The following is a 19,119-nucleotide window of genomic DNA, read 5'->3' as shown; positions in this document are numbered from 1 at the left end:
AGCAGGGAAAATAAAAACAATTACTGCAAATGAAGTTCTTTTACAGCTTCTGTCAAGCGAACGAAATCGGCAGGAAATACATCTCCGATATTACCGATACGGAACGTATCTGCCTGTGATATCTTACCCGGATAAATCACAAAACCTTTGGCTTTCAGTTTTTGATAGAAATCCTTAAAATCGAAATCGGCTGTGGGATAATAGAACGAAGTGATAACAGGAGACTGTTCTTCATCGGACAATAAAGTTTTAAAGCCCAACGAACGCATACCTTCTACCAGCGTACGGTGGTTTTCACAGTAACGGGCATGACGGGCTGCGATGCCGCCTTCGGCTTTCAACTCTTTCAGCGCCTGCATAAACGCACGAACCACATGGGTGGGCGAAGTAAAACGCCATTTTCCGTGTCCTTTCTCCATTGTTTCCCATTGGTCGTAGAGGTCGAGCGACAGTGAGCGCGCTACTCCCTTGCAACGTTCCAGCAACGAACGGCGAGCCAATATGAAGCCGAAACCGGGAACTCCCTGAATACACTTGTTGGCGCTGCTTATCATGAAGTCGATTCCCAGCGTTGCCATGTCGATAGGAACACCGCCGAAACTGCTCATTGCATCGACAATCAGTACCTTGTCGTGCTTCTTTACCACTTCGACAATGGCTTCCAGCGGATTCAACACGCCGGTAGTGGTTTCACAGTGTACCACAGAAACGTGGGTCACTTCAGGATGTTCGTTCAGGTAAGCGTCTACCGCCTGCGGGTCTACCTGCTGAGTTTCTTCAAACTTCATCAGGTGATAGTTCAGGTGATAATAGTCGGCTATCACTCCCATACGTTTACCATACGCACCATTGGCAGCAACCAACAGATGGTCTTCGGGGCGAACCACCGAGCCTAACGTAGCTTCTACACAAAAGCTGCCGCTGCCCTGCATCAGTACCGCCGTATATTCTTCGGGGCGGCTGCTTGCCAGTTCTACCAGTTTTTTGCGGATAACCTCTACGATGCCCACGTTGTAATTTTCATCCCACGTACACCAGTCGCTCATCATCGCTTCTTTCACGGTTTCACTTGTAGTCAAAGGTCCGGGTGTCAATAATAAATAAGGTCTCATATTGCGTATTATCTTTATTCGTTATCAGTTATTTAGATTATTGTTTCTCAATGGATTTAAAACGTATGCATTCTTTTACTCGTTATTCATCCGCGTATTGATAGCCTCAATCAGCGCCGGAAGTTCTTCTATCGAGTCCACTACATAATGCGCACCGGCAGCATACATGCGGTATCTTACATCCATCATGCGTTTCTTCAGCTCGTCGGCAGGCATGTTGTTCACTTCTTCTTCGGTCAGACCCAATTCATTGCTTCCCAACACAACGCCAACCGTCCACACTCCGGCATTAATGCCTTCTTTGATATCCGAAATCGTATCGCCATACTTCAATACCGAGGTACGGAAAGGAACGTTCAGATCGCACATGTTCTTATAAATCATATACGGGTACGGGCGGCCGGCCGGCAAACCGTCTGAGGTTACGTGATTGTCAACATGGTATCCCTGTTCGGCTGCTGCCGGTATAACGATGTCCATCATTTCTTTGGTATATCCCGTAGTAGACCCAATCTTGATGCCCTTTGCGCGGAGGGCATCGATGGTTTCAACTACCTTCGAAATAGGACCAGAGTAACTGCGCAGGGTAGAGAACAGCAAGCGTTGGAATTCGGTATAACATGCCTGTACGTCGCTTTCGTTATACTCACGTCCGTATTTTTCATAGAATGCCTTACTTACACGCTCTATTTTGAACAGCGCACGGATTTCTTCAATCTTGGTCAAACCCATGTGGGCGCGTGTTTCAGCAGCAGTAACTTCCAGACCTAAGGTCTTAAAACTTTCAATGAAGGCAGATACCGGAGCAAAGCATCCATAGTCTACGGCAGTTCCTGCCCAATCTAAAATAACACATTCAATTTTTTTCATATAGCAGTAGTTGTTAAATAAATATTTTCTTTATCTGTTTCTTTATCCGTTTCTTCTTTCTTTTCCGGTTCCTCTGCTTTTTCGGGCAGGGGATCTTCCTTGCGTTTGCGCACCTGAATCATATAAACCAGCGAACCGATAAAGGCAAGGCAGCAGACAATACCGATATAGAGGCTCATGCTGTTATAGAACGATGCCCAGTCGATATGCGATGCGTAAAACTCTTTGAAGAGCAGTAATGCCAATGTTCCGAAATAGCCTACAAAGTCGATCGTGATGATAAAGAATCCTACGTTTCCTTTTATCTTGAAGCAGGCTATAAAGCGTTCAAAGAAAATGGTCTGGAAACTCAGGTATGCCATGTCGAGGCAAAGACTCTGAAGGAAAAGCCAAATGGTGGTAGGCAATCCAACCTGTTCAAAGTTTGCTCCGAGAAAGGCAAGTGTCCCCATTCCGCAAGTCGATAGTACCAGCAGGATGCAAAGCACTTTCAGATGGTCGTACGTGGTAGAAAGCAAGGCGAAAGTGGCAAGCAATACCAGCGTGGCGATAGAGTCTATCTGAGCAAAAGCCCATGAAGATACCGTACTGACGTCGATGATACATACGATGAAGTCTTCTTTGATATCGCGCTGTACGGTAAGCAGCAGGTTGGCTGCAAACAGCATAATCAGCAGAGGCATAAACCGACGGAACAGTGCCCATCGCTGGTGGCCGTTCAGCGTAACACGTACCGAACGCGAAGCAATATCCGCTGCCGTGGGTTGAGGAAAGCGGGTCATCATCCATCCCGTGAAGCAAAGCAGCGGAAAGGCTATGGCACCAATCAGGGCGGGCATCCAGAATTCACTGACATGAAGCACGTTCAAGGTATATAATCCCAATGATTTTGCCACACCGGAACTAAGTGCCATACTAACTCCCATTATGCTGGCAAGGATGTCGGTGGTGCGTCGTCCCTCAAGGAAACTGAAAATAACTCCCCACATACAGCCCAACGAAAGTCCGTTGAAATATAGCGCCATGATGTTATAAGGCATGGGCAACAGACCGAACGCTATCAGGGAGATTTCCGACAACGCTGCCGAACCGATGATGAACTTCAACCGACCCTCAGGACGCAGTTCGGAGATGTATTTAATACCCAGCAGTTTTGCGCTTACATATCCCAACAGCTGAATGATACTGACCACTATCTTATAATCCATACCGAATACTTGCAGTCCTTCAAATTCTGCCGCCGTAAACGGTTTGCGCAGGGCGTAAACCAACGAATAAGAGAGAAGCGCCGTACCTCCTGCCCATAATACGAAAATCCAGTCGGGCATCGGTTTCTTTTCTTTGCTTCCGCCGTTGGTATATGTTTGAGTTGATGTTTCCATTCACTTTCGTTTTTTGATTCCGGTGCAAAAGTAAACCCTCACTTCCAAAGCAAAAATGAATAAAACAGGAATCATAAAGCCGTAACAATTCAGAAATATTCATGAAACAATACTTTTACAATACTGAAACAAAGATAAAACCCGATTGAAATAACTTTGTAACACGAAGTATTTCCGCGCAGGAAGAATAATGTGTATCTTTACTCCGGCAAAACATCTATCGAGTTATGGAGGAACTGAAAGAGATATACGACCGCATGACTTTCTTGCGACAAAGGGGAATCAAAATGAAAGAAATGGCAGAGAAAGCCGGATTCTCGCCCAGCGTACTGTCTGCCATTTATTCTACCGTACTGCCGGCTTATTTCAAGAATAAGGAAAAAGGACAGGGCGAAGACGAAGCGCTTACCAACGCGCTGGTATGGGTAAACAATGTTTCGAAGAAAAAACTGCTCGGCTCGCTCACCAGCCTGAAAACTGCGCTGTTTGCTATGGAGGCAAGTCCGAAAAATTACTCGGAAGAAGCGCCGATTCCTTTCCTCGGACAATTAGAAAACGGAATGCGCAATACGCTGAACCATACAGCGAATTACAACGGAACGTATATCAGTTACAGTTTATCATCGGGAAGCCGAAGCTTGAAAATAGAACCCTACCTGATTGCCCCTGCCGAGAACGGAAGTTATGTTGAGGTGATTCATAACAATGCTTACGGCGTGACTCACCGTGGGGCGGCAATGATTAACGGTTCGAACCATCTGTTTCTGATGTTCAACGAAAACCAGCCGCCTCAACTGGCGTTGTTTCACATCTGCCTCAAATTACCGATGTATGACCGCCCCCCGTTCTTGCGCGGCATTTATATGTGTTTCGACTATAATTATAATCCCGTGGCGAGGCGGATTCTTTTCGTCAAACACTCTGACAGCATTGCCCGCGATGAGTTTCTGAAACTGAAAGGCGAACTGAAAGCGCGTGAGGTGTTGAACGAAAAAGAAATGGCGTATTACGATTATACCTGCCAGCCGGAGGACATCATACGAATGTGTAACATCCCTTCTCCACAAATGACCGAAGAAGATTTGATAATCGAAAAGAAAATTCTTTCCATGTAAACCGGGATTCCGGCTGTCTGGCAGACCGCTGAGCCTCCACGCCCTTCTTTTGCGTGTTCATCGCTATGAATCAACAACTTATCATCTAAACCCATTAAACAATTCCGGTTTCCCGGAATCTGAAAAAACGCTTGCGGTAGAACCGGTCGGTTCTATGGGTAGAAACAGTAAACGCTACCGCATGGGTTAGGTAACACTAACGGTAGCGTTTCGGGAGGCATATTGCCGGGTAATTTTTCGCCGGGCGGGAAAGTTCAGAGCCTGTTTAAATAGGTCCGGAAAATAGAGGTTTATCGGATAGAAAGTCCTATTTTTGCAGAATAAATTTATACGTATGGAAGAAACCAAACATATTAAGATAAGCGATTATAATTATCCGCTGCCCGATGAGCGCATAGCCAAATTCCCACTCGCGGTACGCGACCAGTCGAAACTATTAGTCTACCGCCACGGAACGATAGAGGAAACCCGTTTTACTTCACTCCCCGACTACCTTGAAGCCAACGAGCTGATGATTTTCAACAACACGAAAGTGATCCAAGCCCGCCTGCATTTCCGCAAAGAAACGGGAGCATTAATAGAGATTTTCTGTCTGGAACCCATCCAACCCAACGATTATGCGTTGAATTTCCAACAGACTGCTCACTCCGCTTGGCTCTGCATGATAGGGAATCTGAAGAAATGGAAAGAGGGTACGCTCCGGCGCGAAATGACGGTCAAGGGAAAGCCTGTAACGCTGACTGCCACACGCGGAGCCTGTCACGGTACGAGCCATTGGGTGGACTTCGCGTGGGATAACCCGGAGGTTACGTTTGCCGATATATTGGAGGTGTTCGGTGAACTGCCTATTCCGCCTTACCTGAACCGTGAGACGCAGGAAAGCGACAAGGAAACATATCAGACGGTTTACTCGAAGATAAAAGGCTCGGTGGCTGCTCCTACGGCAGGGCTGCACTTCACCGAACGGGTTCTGACTGCACTGAAAGATAAGGGTGTAGACTTGGAAGAAGTTACCCTCCACGTAGGTGCCGGTACGTTTAAGCCGGTAAAGAGTGAAGAAATAGAGGGACACGAGATGCACACCGAATACATTTCGGTAAACCGGCAGACCATCGAAAAGCTGATAGCCCATAACGGAGAAGCGATTGCCGTGGGCACTACCTCTGTCCGCACGCTGGAGAGCCTATATTATATAGGTGTAACCCTCAGTCAGCATCCCGATGCGGGACAAGAGGAACTGCACGTGCGCCAGTGGCAACCGTATGAAACACAACCTTCGCTCAGCGTGGTTGAGGCACTGACGCACATACGGACGTACATGGAGCGCCACGGGTTAGACGCCTTGCATACCAGCACGCAAATCATCATTGCTCCGGGATACAGCTATAAGATTGTGAAAAAAATGGTTACGAACTTCCATCAGCCGCAAAGCACGCTGTTGCTGCTCGTATCGGCATTCGTAAAAGGAGACTGGCACCGCATCTACGACTACGCACTTGCCCACGATTTCCGATTCTTGAGCTATGGAGACTCCTCGCTCTTGATACCTTAACGGATTTTGCTTTTCAGCGATTCCTGACAAATCCCGTTCAGACCGCAAGTTTCACACTTCGGCGAACGGGACATACAAACATAACGCCCGTGCAAAATCAGCCAATGGTGGGCAGTGGCAACCAATGATTCGGGAATATATTTTACCAGATATTTTTCGGTGGCGAGCGGCGTGGTGCAGGTTTTCGGCACTAACCCGATGCGGTGGCTTACACGGAACACGTGCGTATCGACCGCCATCGCCGCTTTGTTGAATACCACGCTCTGAATGACGTTTGCCGTCTTCCGCCCTACTCCGGGCAGTTTGACCAGTTGCTCCAACGTATCGGGCACTTCGCCCTGAAAGTCTTTCAGCAGCATTTGTGCCATGCCTACCAAGTGTTTAGCTTTGTTGTTGGGGTAACTCACACTGCGGATGTACTCATAAACAGCTTCGGGAGTGGCGGCTGCAAGGGCTTCGGGCGTGGGATACGCTTCGAACAGTGGAGGAGTAATCTGATTAACACGCTTGTCGGTACACTGTGCACTCAGAATCACTGCCACCAACAGTTGGAAAGGATTCTTGTAATGAAGCTCGGTTTCTGCCACCGGCATAGCCGACTGAAAGTAGGTTATTACCTTATTATATAGTTCTTGTTTTCTCATATCAGTATCGTTTTATCAATTCCAATTCTTGCGTTTAAAATAAATGTATACACTCACGCCAAGCAGAATCATAATGACCCATGCAAACACATAACCGTATTTCCAGTCCAGTTCGGGCATGTAATTGAAATTCATTCCCCAAATGCCGGCAAGAAAGGTCATCGGAATAAAGATGGTGGAAACAATGGTGAGTTGCTTCATGATATTATTCATGCGGCGGTCATTGTTTGAAAGATACAGGTCGGCAAGCGCCGAAAGCATGTCACGGCATCCGTCGAGCGTTTGAAGAATAAACAGCAGATGATCGTTCACATCGCTGAAAAACGGATGATTTGCCTTATGTATCAGCTTATTGTTATCGTGAAGCAGCGTGCTCATTTCTTCTTTCAGCGGAAGGATACTCTTCTTTATCAACCGCACGCTACGCCGATAAGGTTGCATGTCTTTGATGCTTGAATCGCGATATTCATCCGGCGAAAGGAGCCGCTCTTCCAAATCCTCCAACTCGTCTTCTATCTCTGAAATAATAGCCATATAACTGGTCATCGCACTGTTAAGGATTACGCTGAGCAGAAAGTCGGAATGGCGGTTACGGATGTTAAGCACATTGTTCTTTAAACCGGAGACTATTTCGTTCAGCCTGTCTGTATCGCGCTCAAGAAACGTAAGCACAAAATTTTCTCCCTGAATGATACAAAACTGCTGCGGGGTATATCCGTTTTCCTTTTCTGCGAAAAGCAATTTCAGGATTATCACATTGTAAGACTCATGCACTTCTATCTTCGTGAGATGTTCTGCATTAAGAATATCTTGGGTGGTAAGGAAGTCTATGTTGAAGAAACGGCATACCTGCTGTATTGCCTCCGTATTCTGAAGCCCCGACACATGTATCCAGTTAATTGCGTTGCTCCGAATATAAGGGCTGATTTCATCCATGTTTTCTCCTTCATGGACATCTACTCTTTCGGTATCGTAACTGTGCAGATACAAATGAGTGGGTGTGCGGCTGATTCCGGTATAATTGAGTTGCTCGCTCAACTGGTTATTTCTCGTCATAAGCGTATGATGTTGAGACGGACAAATATACACGATTCTTTGTTATCCGGCAAATTCTTTTTACCTTTGCAGCCAATTAATCTACATACGATGCCGCGAATAACGGCCGTGTATTCCAGAACACCACGTATAAAAACAGGAACGAATGAAGAAAGAAAATGTTGTATCGGTACCTTTTATGGTTTTGGGTATTGTGTTTTGCGTCTGCTTGGTGGCAGCCAATCTGTTAGAAACCAAAGTAATTCAGTTAGGAACTATTTCCGTTACCGCCGGACTGATTGTATTTCCTATATCTTATATTATAAATGACTGCATCGCCGAAGTATGGGGATTCCGCAAAGCGCGTCTTATTATCTGGATGGGCTTTCTGATGAACTTCATGGTTGTGGCGATGGGACAGCTTGCCGTAGCCTTGCCTGCCGCCCCGTTCTGGGAAGGCGAAGAGTCGTTTAACTTTGTGTTCGGGATGGCTCCGCGTATCGCAGCCGCCAGCCTGACGGCATTCTTGGCTGGTTCGTTTATCAACGCTTATGTAATGAGCCGGATGAAAGTAGCCACGCACGGGAAACATTTTTCGGCACGTGCCATTCTTTCTACCCTTGCCGGCGAAAGCGCTGACTCGCTACTGTTTTTTCCATTGGCTTTCGGCGGGCTGATGCCAGCATCGGAATTACTGAAAATGATGGCAGTGCAGGTGGTTCTGAAAACCTTATACGAGGTGATTATCCTGCCGGTAACCATCCGTGTGGTCCGTTACGTAAAACATGTAGATGAAAGCGACGTATACGACGAACACATCTCTTACAATATTCTAAAAATCAAAGAACTTTAACCGTAAGCAAATAAAGACAAAAAACGATGAATAACGAAGCAGCCCTTGTTGTGTTCAGTGGCGGACAAGACTCTACCACATGCCTGTTTTGGGCAAAGAAACATTTTAAGAAAGTATATGCTTTAAGTTTCCTGTACGGACAGAAGCATGAAAAAGAAGTAGAGCTTGCGCGGGAAATAGCGCGTAAGGCAGAAGTGGAATTCAGTGTGATGGACGTTTCTTTCATTGGGCATTTGGGAAAGAACTCATTGACAGATTTTTCCATCCGCATGGACGAAGAGAAACCTGCGGATTCGTTTCCCAATACATTTGTTCCGGGGCGTAATCTTTTCTTTTTAAGCATCGCGGCGGTATATGCCCGCGAACGGGGAGTAAACCACATCGTAACGGGCGTATCGCAAACCGATTTCAGCGGGTATCCTGATTGTCGTGACGGTTTTATCAAATCGCTCAACGTTACTTTAAACTTGGCTATGGAGGAACAATTTGTTATCCATACGCCGCTGATGTGGATAGACAAGGCACAGACATGGGCGCTGGCAGACGAACTGGGCGTACTGGATTTGATTCGGAACGAAACGCTGACTTGCTACAACGGCATTCCCGGTGACGGATGCGGACACTGCCCGGCATGTAAACTGCGCAGGGAGGGATTGGAAAAATATTTGGCGATAAAAGCCTCAACTAAATAAATAATGTATGGAAAGAAAAGACGAACTGACCATATTGGGCAAGACCACTGCCTATAAACAGGATTATGCTCCCGAAGTGTTGGAAGCCTTCGTAAACAAACACCCTGAGAATGATTACTGGGTGCGCTTCAACTGTCCGGAGTTTACCAGTCTTTGTCCGATTACAGGGCAACCGGACTTTGCGGAAATACGCATCAGCTATTTGCCGGACATCAAAATGGTGGAAAGCAAAAGCCTTAAACTTTATCTGTTCAGCTTCCGGAATCACGGTGACTTCCACGAAGACTGTGTAAACATCATCATGAAGGACTTGATAAAGCTCATGGACCCGAAGTACATCGAAGTAACAGGCATCTTCACTCCGCGCGGAGGTATCTCGATTTATCCGTACTGCAACTACGGACGTCCGGGAACTAAGTATGAAGAGTTAGCCGAATACCGGATGAGAAACCACGATCTTTAATAAAACAACAAGCCCGCACTTTCAGGAAAACAGATTATCGTTTCCTAAAGTGCGGGCTTATTGTTTATAGCGGAACAGACCGTACTGCCTCAGCTATCAGATATGGTCTTCAGCCAAAGCCATTTGTGAAAATTCCTGCGGAACATAATCGCCTTGGAAGAAACGGCTTGCACGCAGCAAGTGACGCCAGATGCTTACCAATTCCTGCGTTTCCTGAAGGATATTCAAATACACCATTGATGCTTTCAGGCTGTTGGTACTTGCCTCCTGCATCAGGTTCATCTGATGTTTACGCAAAGCAGATATACGGTTCTTTAAATCATCGCCTTTCTTTAATATATCGTCGGCATCGGCATAATTATTATTTTCGATAGCCTCTTGCGTGCGTTCCATCAACCGACAGAGCTCTTCGCGGATAGGCAGGAATTCTTTAACCGATTCGGGAGATATCGGATTGAAATTGTTGTCGACATGCTCTTTACATGGTTCGCAAATACGCTTCAGGCAGTAAAGCATCTGCTCGCAACTGTTACTTCCCAAGTGGAACCATGTATTTTTCTCGATGGCAGTGGTGATAGGAATACGGCGCAAACCGAGGATTTCTTTACGGCGACGCTTTTTAAGCATCTTCTTTTGGTCGTCTGTCGCACTCATCGCCTTACGCAAGTCTTTCAGGTTTTCATTGATAAACCCGTCGGTAACCTGCACGTATGTTTTTTCGCTGAATACCAAATAATCAACAAACGTAGCTTTTACATGCTGGCGGAGCAAAGAAAGAATTTCCGACTTGTCTTTGCTTGTCATCATCTGCTTGAATATAACGTCACGGCTTTCTGCTTTTTCCTTCTTGCCGTATTTGATATTGCTGCGAACCAGCAAGAATACAGCCACGGCGATAAAAATAAACATGCCTACAAAACTGGTATAGAACATGATGAAGGTTACGACAGCACAAACAGTAAATGCCACAAATGCCGTAATAAACCATCCGCCGATAACGGAAAGGACACCTGTTATACGATAAACAGCGCTTTCGCGGCTCCAAGCACGGTCGGCAAGCGAACTACCCATCGCTACGATAAATGTTACGTAAGTAGTAGAAAGAGGCAGCTTCATCGTTGTTCCGATGATGATAAGCAAACCGGAAAGAACCAAATTGACCGAAGCGCGAACCAAGTCGAAAGCAGCTCCGTTTTCCATAATGATTTCATCTTTATTAAAACGGCTGTCAATCCAGCGGCGCATACCTTCCGGAATCACCCGTTTCAGGAAATCGTTCAGATTAGTGGCACGACGTACAATGGTGCGCGCAAGTGCAGATGAGCCAAACATTTCATCACCCTCTTCCTGCCGGGCAAGGTCGACCGAGGTTTTAATCACATTCTTCGCTTTTTTCGAAGTGGCAAGCGCATATACCATTACGATACCTGAAGCGAATAAAAAGATAGTGGGAGTTTTAGCCGACGACATCAGCGAAGTCATCATGTAATCGTGGATGCCCGCTCCGTTGGCATTCGCCACATAATCCGTATAAGAAGAAAAACCTGCCAGCGGAACTCCGATAAAGTTTACCAAGTCATTACCGGCGAAAGCCAATGCCAAAGAGAATGTACCCAGCAACACGATGACTTTAAAGACATTCACCTTGCACCAGTGTAACACTTGCATCAGAAGGGTAAAGAAAACAAAACATCCCGCCACCAGCATAGGAGTGTGTACGTCAATCCATCCGATTAACTCCTCCGTCATAAAAGGAGCGCTTTTTAACCCCTGAATAAGAATAAAATACAAAAGAGCTGTAACTGCTATACCACCGAAGATTCCGATGGTCCAAGAGAGATGTTTTTTATAGTTGAAGCTGAAGATAAGGCGGGAGATGTATTGGACGACCGTACCGGCTATGAAGGCGACTGCAACAGAAAGGAAGATACCCATAATCACCGAAAACGCTTTTTCGGTATTCATCATATCGCCTAAGCTAAACATGCCTGTGTGGTCTCCAAGAATTTTCAACATAGCAAGGATAAACGTACCTCCTAAAAGTTCAAACACCATTGATACTGTAGTCGAGGTAGGAAGACCTAACGTGTTAAAGACATCCAGCAACACCACATCAGTAACCATGACCGCCAGCAAAATACACATAATATCATAAAAACTAAAATTGGATGGCTGGAAAATACCGTGTCGGGCAATGTCCATCATTCCGTTGCTCAGGATAGCTCCTACAAAAACCCCGATTGCCGCCACAATGGTAATGGTTCTAAACGTAGCAACTTTGGCTCCGACTGCCGAATTCATAAAATTAACGGCATCGTTACTGACGCCTACCAGCAAGTCGAAGACTGCCAGCATAAACAGGAAAATTACGATTCCCAAATAAATAGTTTCCATAAACTTGTTTCGCTAAGATTTTTCGATTTACAAAGTTATGCGTTTTTTTCTTTTCATGGATTAAGAGCTGTTTAAATTTTCCGATTAAGTCTTTTTATCCGCCCTTTTTGAGTTTGTTTCCGGTCTGTTTTCCCGTCTCAAGCCGAAATCATGAAGAAAATCCGACGCCCGATTTGCCCTCAAAAACGCAACGGGTAGCGTTACTGTTCCCATGCGGATAAGTTGCCTTGTTCTATTCGGAAGACCGGCCTGCGCTATGGGTAGAATTTTTCAGGTCTCACATTTTCATCTCTTACGAGAAAAAATAATATTTTTACCCATTGTAATAACACTTTATCGGTTTAAAATTACTACTTTTGTAGCCGAATCACTTAAAACATACAGCAATGTCAGAATCAAAGAAAATAAAAACCGCTTTGGTATCGGTTTATCATAAAGACGGATTAGACGCAATCTTGGCAAAACTTCATGAAGAAGGCGTACAGTTTCTTTCAACAGGCGGAACACGCCAGTTTATCGAATCATTAGGCTATCCTTGTCAGGCAGTAGAAGATATAACCACTTATCCCTCTATTTTGGGCGGTCGCGTAAAGACACTTCATCCTAAAATATTCGGAGGTATCTTGTGCCGCCGGGAGCTTGAAGACGACCAAAAGCAGGTAGCTCAGTACGAAATCCCTGAAATCGACTTGGTGATTGTCGACCTGTATCCGTTTGAAGACACCGTTGCAAGCGGAGCAAGCGAACAAGACATCATCGAAAAAATCGACATAGGCGGTATTTCGTTAATCCGTGCCGGAGCGAAAAACTTTAACGATGTAGTGATTGTAGCCAGCAAGCATCAGTATCAGCCCTTGTTGGATATTCTGAACAAACAAGGCGCTGTAACCACGCGCGACCAACGCCGTTGGTTTGCCGGAGAAGCCTTTACGGTATCTTCTCACTACGATTCAGCGATTCGAGACTACTTTAAAAAATAAAGAAATGGAAAACGGGAACCGGACAATGCCGTTCAGCAACGTCAGTTGTTCCGGTTCCCTGCGGTTCTATTTCGCCCGTTAATTTTCATTTTTAAATTTCAATTTAGCAAGAATGGGTATATTTTCTTTTACTCAATCAATAGCAATGGATCTTGGTACTGCCAACACCATTATTCTTTGCGACGACAAAATTGTCGTAGACGAACCTTCAGTTGTAGCGCTCGACCGTCGTACCGAAAAAATGATAGCCGTGGGCGAACGTGCCAAGTTGATGTATGAAAAAGAAAATCCGAATATACGTACCGTACGTCCGTTACGCGACGGTGTGATTGCCGACTTCAACGCCTGCGAACAGATGATGCGCGGCTTGATAAAAAAAGTGGGTAAAGGGCGCCGCCTGTTTACCCCGTCACTGCGTATGGTAATCGGCGTACCTTCCGGCTCTACGGAAGTAGAACTGCGTGCCGTGCGCGACAGTGCCGAACATGCAGGCGGACGCGACGTATATCTGATATTCGAGCCGATGGCTGCCGCTATCGGAATCGGCCTTGACGTAGAAGCTCCCGAAGGAAACATGGTAGTGGACATAGGTGGCGGTTCTACCGAAATCGCCGTAATTTCATTGGGAGGTATCGTTTGCAACAACTCGATCCGTGTGGCCGGCGATGACTTGACGGCAGATATCCAAGAATACATGAGCCGTCAGCACAACGTGAAAATCAGTGAGCGTATGGCGGAACGTATCAAGATTCATGTGGGAGCGGCGCTGACCGACTTGGGTGATGAAGCTCCTGAAGATTATATCGTCCACGGTCCGAACCGAATTACGGCATTGCCGATGGAAGTCCCGGTATGCTATCAGGAAATAGCACACTGCATGGAAAAAAGTATCGCAAAAATAGAAATGGCTATTCTGAGCGCACTGGAAAATACACCGCCCGAACTGTATGCCGATATCGTAAACAACGGTATCTATCTGGCGGGAGGTGGAGCTTTGTTACGCGGACTCGACAAACGCTTGACGGATAAGATAAACATACCTTTCCATATTGCGGAAGACCCGTTGCTCAGCGTGGCAAAAGGTACTGGTATTGCGCTGAAAAACGTAGACCATTTTACTTTCCTTATGCGATAATAAAGAGGTGGAATCTTAACGAGAACAAACAGATTCCTCTTCTGTTTTCGGGGCTTGCTCTGACTTATGAGTAAAGCCAAGAGATGGTACATGCTAAAAAAGAGTTGGCTGAATGAGAAATTTACTCGATTTCCTTCTAAAATACAATTACTTCCTGCTATTCGTCTTGCTGGAAGTGATTTGTTTTATATTGTTGTTCCGTTTTAACAACTATCAAGGAAACGTGTTTTTCACTTCGGCTAACTATGTAGCGGGAAAGATATACGACGCATCGAGCCACATAACCCGGTATGTGGGGCTGGACGAAATGAACCGACAATTAACGGCTCGCAACGTAGAACTGGAAATGGAAATAACCGCACTACGGCAGGAAATGGAAAAGTATACTCAAGACTCAACCGTAACCGACCGGTTATTGAGCCAATCGCATACAGAATATCGCGCATATCCTGCCCGGGTAGTAAACAACAGTGTGACTCATTTGAATAATTACATTACCATCAACAAAGGAGAGGCAGATGGCATCCGTCCGGAGATGGGAGTGGTAAGCGGAAACGGAGTGGTAGGCATCGTGTACCTGACAGGAGCCCATCATTCCATCATACTTCCGGTTTTAAACTCAAAAAGCAGTATCAGTTGTAAAATCAAACGGACTGAATATTTCGGATTTCTAAAATGGGAAGGCGGTTCGTCACAATATGCTTATGTAAAAGACATGCCCCGCCATTCCGAATTTATGTTAGGCGACACGATTGTAACAAGCGGACATAGTTCCGTATTTCCGGAAGGTATCCCGGTAGGTACGGTAGACGACATGGTAGACAGTCACGACGGACTATCTTATCTGCTACGGGTAAAGTTGTTTACCGATTTCGCACGGTTACGCGATGTGTTGGTGGTTGCGTTGGTTGGAAAAGAAGAACAAACGTCTTTAGAAAAAAGTGCAGGACTTTAGCTTATGCAGAACTTTCAGCGTATTCGTTGGTTTATCTTGCTGGTACTTCTTCAGGTGCTGGTGCTCAACTATGTGCATATCAATCAATATGCTACCCCCTTATTCTATATTTATTTCATCCTGAAATTTAATTCAGATATAGGGCGCAAAAGTCTGATGTTATGGGCTTTCGCCATCGGATTGTGTGTTGACATCTTCAGCAATACGCCCGGCATCAATGCAGCCGCCTCGGTTTTGCTCGCGTTCTGCCGCCCTCTTTTATTACGCAATCAGCTCTTACGTGGCATGTCCGACATTTTCGAACCGGGAATCTCCGCAATGGGTGTCCACTCTTTTCTACGATATACCTTCACAGGTGTATTTATCCATGTAACAACCGTAAACATTCTGGATGCTTTTTCGTTCATCCATCTCAAACCTTTACTGCTATCCATCGTCACCGATACGGCAATGACATTATTCTGCATCATGTGTGTTGATACAATCAGGAGGAAAAAATAGTGGAGCGCAATTACAATCTCGAAAAAAGAAAATACGTTATCGGGGGAGCTGTTATCGCCATCGTATTTATTTTCATCATCAGGCTGCTTGCCTTGCAGATTATGAGCGATGACTATAAAAAGAATGCCGACAGTAACGCCCTGCTGAAAAAGATTCAATATCCCAGCCGGGGAAACATTTACGACCGAAATGACAAATTACTGGTATTCAATCAAGCTGCATACGACATTACGGTCATCATGAAAGAAATAACCGAGCTTGACACGCTCGACCTCTGTGAGACGCTGAACATTACGCCCGAATTTTTACGTGAACGCTTTAAGGATATCAAAGACCGCAGGCAGAATCCGGGTTACTCGCCGTATACGAATCAGGTATTTCTCACCCAGCTATCTGCCGAAGACTGTGGCGTTTTTCAGGAAAAACTTTTTAAATTCCCCGGCTTTTATATCCAGCGCAGAACAATACGGCAGTACGGCTACCATGCCGGAGCACATATTCTCGGCGATATTGGCGAGGTTTCTAAAAAGGAAATGGAAGAAGATGACTATTATATTCCCGGCGACTTTATCGGAAAACTGGGAGTAGAACGTTTTTATGAAAAGCAGCTACGCGGAGAAAAAGGAGTAGAAATCTTGTTACGCGATGTACGCGGGCGCATTCAGGGGAACTATATGGACGGTAAGTTCGACAAGGCTCCCGTTGCCGGAAAGAACCTGACACTCAGTTTGGATATCGACCTTCAGATGTTGGGCGAACGCCTGCTGGAAGGAAAAATCGGAAGTATCGTTGCCATTGAACCTTCAACGGGCGAAGTGCTTTGCTTGGTTTCTTCGCCTACTTACGACCCGCATTTGATGATTGGACGAAACCGAGGGAAAAATCATTTGAAAATGGCTGCCGACCCGTGGAAACCATTGCTGAACCGTGCCATAATGGGAACATACCCGCCCGGTTCTACATTTAAAACCACGCAGGCACTGACGTTCTTGCAAGAAGGTATCATCGTGCCCTCTACGCCGTTCCCGTGTGTGGGGGGATTCAGTTTCAGAGGACTGCATGTGGGATGTCACAGCCACCCGTCGCCCTTGTCGTTAATCCCTGCCATCGCCACCTCTTGCAACGGATATTTCTGTTGGGGACTGTATCACATGATTGGCGCACGGCAGAAATACGGCAGCGTACAGAAGGCGATGAATACGTGGCGAGACTACATGGTTTCGATGGGCTTCGGATATACGTTGGGCATCGACCTGCCGGGAGAGAAACGAGGAATGATTCCCAACGCACAGTATTATGACAAGGCGTATCGGGGGTCATGGAACGGACTGACCATCATCAGTATCGCCATCGGACAGGGAGAGGTTACCGCAACACCGCTTCAGATAGCAAATCTGGGTGCAACGATTGCCAACCGGGGATATTACATCACGCCGCATGTAGTAAAAGGCATCGAGGGAGAATCGCTGGACGAAACATACACGAAACGACATTATACCAAAGTGGATGCGACACACTACAACGAGGTGGTGGAAGGTATGCGTGCTGCCGTAACAGGTGGAACATGCCGGGTTGCCAACTTGCCCGACATTGAGGTGTGCGGAAAAACCGGAACGGCACAAAACCGGGGAAAAGACCACTCTGCGTTTCTGGGTTTCGCCCCGATGAACAACCCTAAAATAGCAATAGCCGTTTATGTGGAAAACGGAGGATGGGGAGCTACTTACGGGGTTCCCATCGGACGACTAATGATAGAACAATACCTGAAAGGCAAACTCTCGCCCGAAGACGAAGTGCTTGCCACCGATATACAAAACAGAAGGATAGATTATGGTATACATGAAAGGTAACAAATGGTGGAAAAGCCTCGACTGGTGGACTATCGGCATTTATCTGGTACTGATAATGCTGGGGTGGCTCAGTGTATGTGGAGCAAGTTACGATTACGGCGAACCGAACTTTTTCGACATCTCTACCCGTGCCGGAAAACAGATTATGTGGATAGGCTGTTCGTTGGGATTGGGGTTCGTATTGCTGATGCTCGACTCCCGCCTGTACGACACGTATGCCTACCCCATTTACGGGATTATGATGTTCCTGCTTTTGGCTACAATTTTTAACCCGCACGAAATCAAAGGCTCCCGTTCATGGATTGTGTTAGGGCCGGTAAGCATACAGCCTGCCGAGTTTGCCAAGTTCGCCACGGCACTGGCTTTGGGGAAATTTATGGGAGAATACACCTACTCCATGCAGCGTATGCGCGACATGCTTATCACGCTCGGTATCATTTTACTGCCGATGGCGCTCATCGTCATGCAGCGCGAAACCGGCTCGGCGTTGGTTTACCTTTCGTTTTTTCTGGTGCTTTACCGCGAGGGCATGACGGGTACGGTATTGTTTTCCGGTATCTGCGCAGTGGTATTCTTCATCGTAGGCATCCGCTTTGGTGAAGACATGTTGCCCGATGAGCTCACCTCGTGGGGAGAATTTTGTGTTTCGCTGCTCATCGTTTTGCTCACCGCCCTGCTGGTTCAATTATATTGCCGCGAGTCGGGGAAACGTCCCGCCCTGTATATATTCTCGATAGGTGGGGGAACGGTATTGCTCAGCGTCTTGTTCTCCTGCTATGTCATTCCTTTCAATGTTACTTTTTTGTTGATCAGCATCTATGCCGCATTAATCGCTTACCTGATCATTTTGTTCCTGCGTGAACGGCTGAAAAACTACCTTTTCATCTCGGCTTTCGTATTCGGCTCGGCTGTTTTTTTCTTCTCGACCGACTATGTATTCAACCACGTGCTTGAGCCTCATCAGAAAATCCGTATCGAAGTATTGTTAGGCATGAAAGACGACCCTGCCGGAGCCGGATATAACGTAAACCAAAGCAAAATAGCCATCGGTTCGGGAGGCTTGTTCGGAAAGGGTTTTTTAAACGGTACGCAAACCAAACTGAAGTACGTGCCTGAACAAGATACCGACTTTATTTTCTGTACGGTAGGCGAAGAACAAGGGTTTTTCGGTTCGGCAGGCGTGCTGTTACTGTTCATGGCATTGATACTGAGGCTGCTCGCGCTGGCAGAACGGCAAACCACACGGTTTGGCAGAGTATATGGCTACTGCGTGGTAAGTATTTTCTTTTTCCATCTGTTCATTAACATCGGCATGGTGCTGGGACTTACCCCGGTTATCGGTATCCCGCTTCCGTTTTTCAGCTACGGCGGTTCATCGTTGTGGGGATTCACTATTCTACTATTCGTATTCCTGCGTATCGATGCAGCCCGTGAGTGGTAAATCGGCGCTTTCCGTTCTCTATTTCTCTACCTGTATATCCCCCCAAAAAACGCTACCGTTAGTGTTACCCAACTCATGCGGTAGCGTTGACCATTTCTACCCATAGTGTCGACCAATTCTAACGGTAGAATTTTTTACGCTTTCA

At 46.3% G+C, this 19,119-nt stretch carries 16 protein-coding genes and 1 pseudogene; 11 read left to right on the top strand and 6 right to left on the bottom strand.

Annotated elements, in window-relative coordinates; genetic code table 11:
* Positions 1-20: 20 nt before the first annotated feature.
* The 3 genes from phnW to M3085_RS01300 all read right to left on the bottom strand — a co-directional run bounded on the left by phnW (position 21) and on the right by M3085_RS01300 (position 3,364).
* On the bottom strand, positions 21-1,112 hold the full coding sequence (gene phnW / locus M3085_RS01310) for a 2-aminoethylphosphonate--pyruvate transaminase (RefSeq protein WP_249052123.1): 1,092 nt from the start codon (positions 1,110-1,112) through the stop codon (positions 21-23).
* A gap of 75 nt (positions 1,113-1,187) precedes the next feature.
* The gene (phnX, locus tag M3085_RS01305) at positions 1,188-1,982 is read right to left on the bottom strand and encodes a phosphonoacetaldehyde hydrolase (protein WP_191710018.1); all 795 of its coding nucleotides are present in this window, start codon (positions 1,980-1,982) and stop codon (positions 1,188-1,190) included.
* Complete coding sequence (locus tag M3085_RS01300) at positions 1,979-3,364, bottom strand: DUF5690 family protein (RefSeq protein ID WP_249052122.1); 1,386 nt, start codon at positions 3,362-3,364, stop codon at positions 1,979-1,981. The genes phnX and M3085_RS01300 overlap by 4 nt, the downstream gene beginning before the upstream one ends.
* A gap of 227 nt (positions 3,365-3,591) precedes the next feature.
* On the opposite strand from M3085_RS01300, the gene M3085_RS01295 reads away from it, so the two are divergent.
* Positions 3,592-4,479 carry a hypothetical protein gene (locus tag M3085_RS01295; protein ID WP_178257581.1) on the top strand — a complete coding sequence of 296 codons (888 nt, stop codon included), beginning with the start codon at positions 3,592-3,594 and terminating at the stop codon, positions 4,477-4,479.
* 334 nt (positions 4,480-4,813) lie between these two features.
* Positions 4,814-6,031 (top strand): S-adenosylmethionine:tRNA ribosyltransferase-isomerase, encoded by a 1,218-nt coding sequence (locus tag M3085_RS01290; protein WP_249052121.1) that lies wholly within the window; start codon positions 4,814-4,816, stop codon positions 6,029-6,031.
* On the opposite strand, the gene nth is transcribed toward M3085_RS01290, so the two are convergent.
* Positions 6,028-6,675, bottom strand: coding sequence for an endonuclease III (gene nth / locus M3085_RS01285; protein ID WP_249052120.1), 648 nt, complete (start codon positions 6,673-6,675; stop codon positions 6,028-6,030). The two genes, M3085_RS01290 and nth, sit on opposite strands and share 4 nt — an antisense overlap.
* Before the next feature lie 15 nt (positions 6,676-6,690).
* Entirely contained in the window at positions 6,691-7,731 is a 1,041-nt protein-coding gene (gene corA / locus M3085_RS01280; protein WP_191710101.1) for a magnesium/cobalt transporter CorA, read from the bottom strand.
* Positions 7,732-7,876: 145 nt separating this feature from the next.
* On the opposite strand from corA, the gene M3085_RS01275 reads away from it, so the two are divergent.
* The 3 genes from M3085_RS01275 to queF are packed head-to-tail and all read left to right on the top strand — an operon-like array spanning position 7,877 to position 9,718.
* Positions 7,877-8,563, top strand: a complete 687-nt coding sequence (locus tag M3085_RS01275) for a queuosine precursor transporter (RefSeq protein ID WP_178257577.1) — start codon at positions 7,877-7,879, stop codon at positions 8,561-8,563.
* A gap of 26 nt (positions 8,564-8,589) precedes the next feature.
* On the top strand, positions 8,590-9,255 hold the full coding sequence (gene queC, locus M3085_RS01270) for a 7-cyano-7-deazaguanine synthase QueC (RefSeq protein WP_249052119.1): 666 nt from the start codon (positions 8,590-8,592) through the stop codon (positions 9,253-9,255).
* A gap of 7 nt (positions 9,256-9,262) precedes the next feature.
* Positions 9,263-9,718 carry a preQ(1) synthase gene (queF, locus tag M3085_RS01265; protein WP_178266810.1) on the top strand — a complete coding sequence of 152 codons (456 nt, stop codon included), beginning with the start codon at positions 9,263-9,265 and terminating at the stop codon, positions 9,716-9,718.
* A gap of 96 nt (positions 9,719-9,814) precedes the next feature.
* Here the strand turns inward: queF and M3085_RS01260 are convergent, their stop codons facing one another.
* Positions 9,815-12,112, bottom strand: a complete 2,298-nt coding sequence (locus M3085_RS01260) for an inorganic phosphate transporter (protein WP_178257574.1) — start codon at positions 12,110-12,112, stop codon at positions 9,815-9,817.
* Between the two features lie 386 nt (positions 12,113-12,498).
* Between M3085_RS01260 and M3085_RS01255 the strand changes: the two are divergent.
* From M3085_RS01255 to rodA, 6 genes and pseudogenes are all read left to right on the top strand, one after another.
* Positions 12,499-13,083 (top strand): annotated as a pseudogene (locus M3085_RS01255) (IMP cyclohydrolase); the annotation flags it as partial.
* Positions 13,084-13,204: 121 nt separating this feature from the next.
* A complete protein-coding gene (locus M3085_RS01250) occupies positions 13,205-14,227 on the top strand; it encodes a rod shape-determining protein (RefSeq protein ID WP_178257572.1) in 1,023 nt (340 codons plus the stop codon).
* Positions 14,228-14,339: 112 nt separating this feature from the next.
* Positions 14,340-15,182 (top strand): rod shape-determining protein MreC, encoded by an 843-nt coding sequence (gene mreC, locus M3085_RS01245; RefSeq protein WP_178257571.1) that lies wholly within the window; start codon positions 14,340-14,342, stop codon positions 15,180-15,182.
* Between the two features lie 3 nt (positions 15,183-15,185).
* Positions 15,186-15,683 carry a rod shape-determining protein MreD gene (gene mreD / locus M3085_RS01240; protein WP_178257570.1) on the top strand — a complete coding sequence of 166 codons (498 nt, stop codon included), beginning with the start codon at positions 15,186-15,188 and terminating at the stop codon, positions 15,681-15,683.
* Positions 15,683-17,533, top strand: coding sequence for a penicillin-binding protein 2 (mrdA, locus tag M3085_RS01235; RefSeq protein WP_178257569.1), 1,851 nt, complete (start codon positions 15,683-15,685; stop codon positions 17,531-17,533). The genes mreD and mrdA overlap by 1 nt, the downstream gene beginning before the upstream one ends.
* On the top strand, positions 17,514-18,974 hold the full coding sequence (rodA, locus tag M3085_RS01230; RefSeq protein ID WP_410553992.1) for a rod shape-determining protein RodA: 1,461 nt from the start codon (positions 17,514-17,516) through the stop codon (positions 18,972-18,974). Before mrdA ends, rodA begins: the two co-directional genes overlap by 20 nt.
* The last annotated feature ends 145 nt before the right edge of the window (positions 18,975-19,119 follow it).

Origin of the sequence: Bacteroides caecicola (assembly GCF_023337095.1) — a bacterium.
Classification (GTDB): domain Bacteria; phylum Bacteroidota; class Bacteroidia; order Bacteroidales; family Bacteroidaceae; genus Phocaeicola; species Phocaeicola gallinarum.
This window is presented reverse-complemented; position numbering and strand designations above follow the sequence as displayed.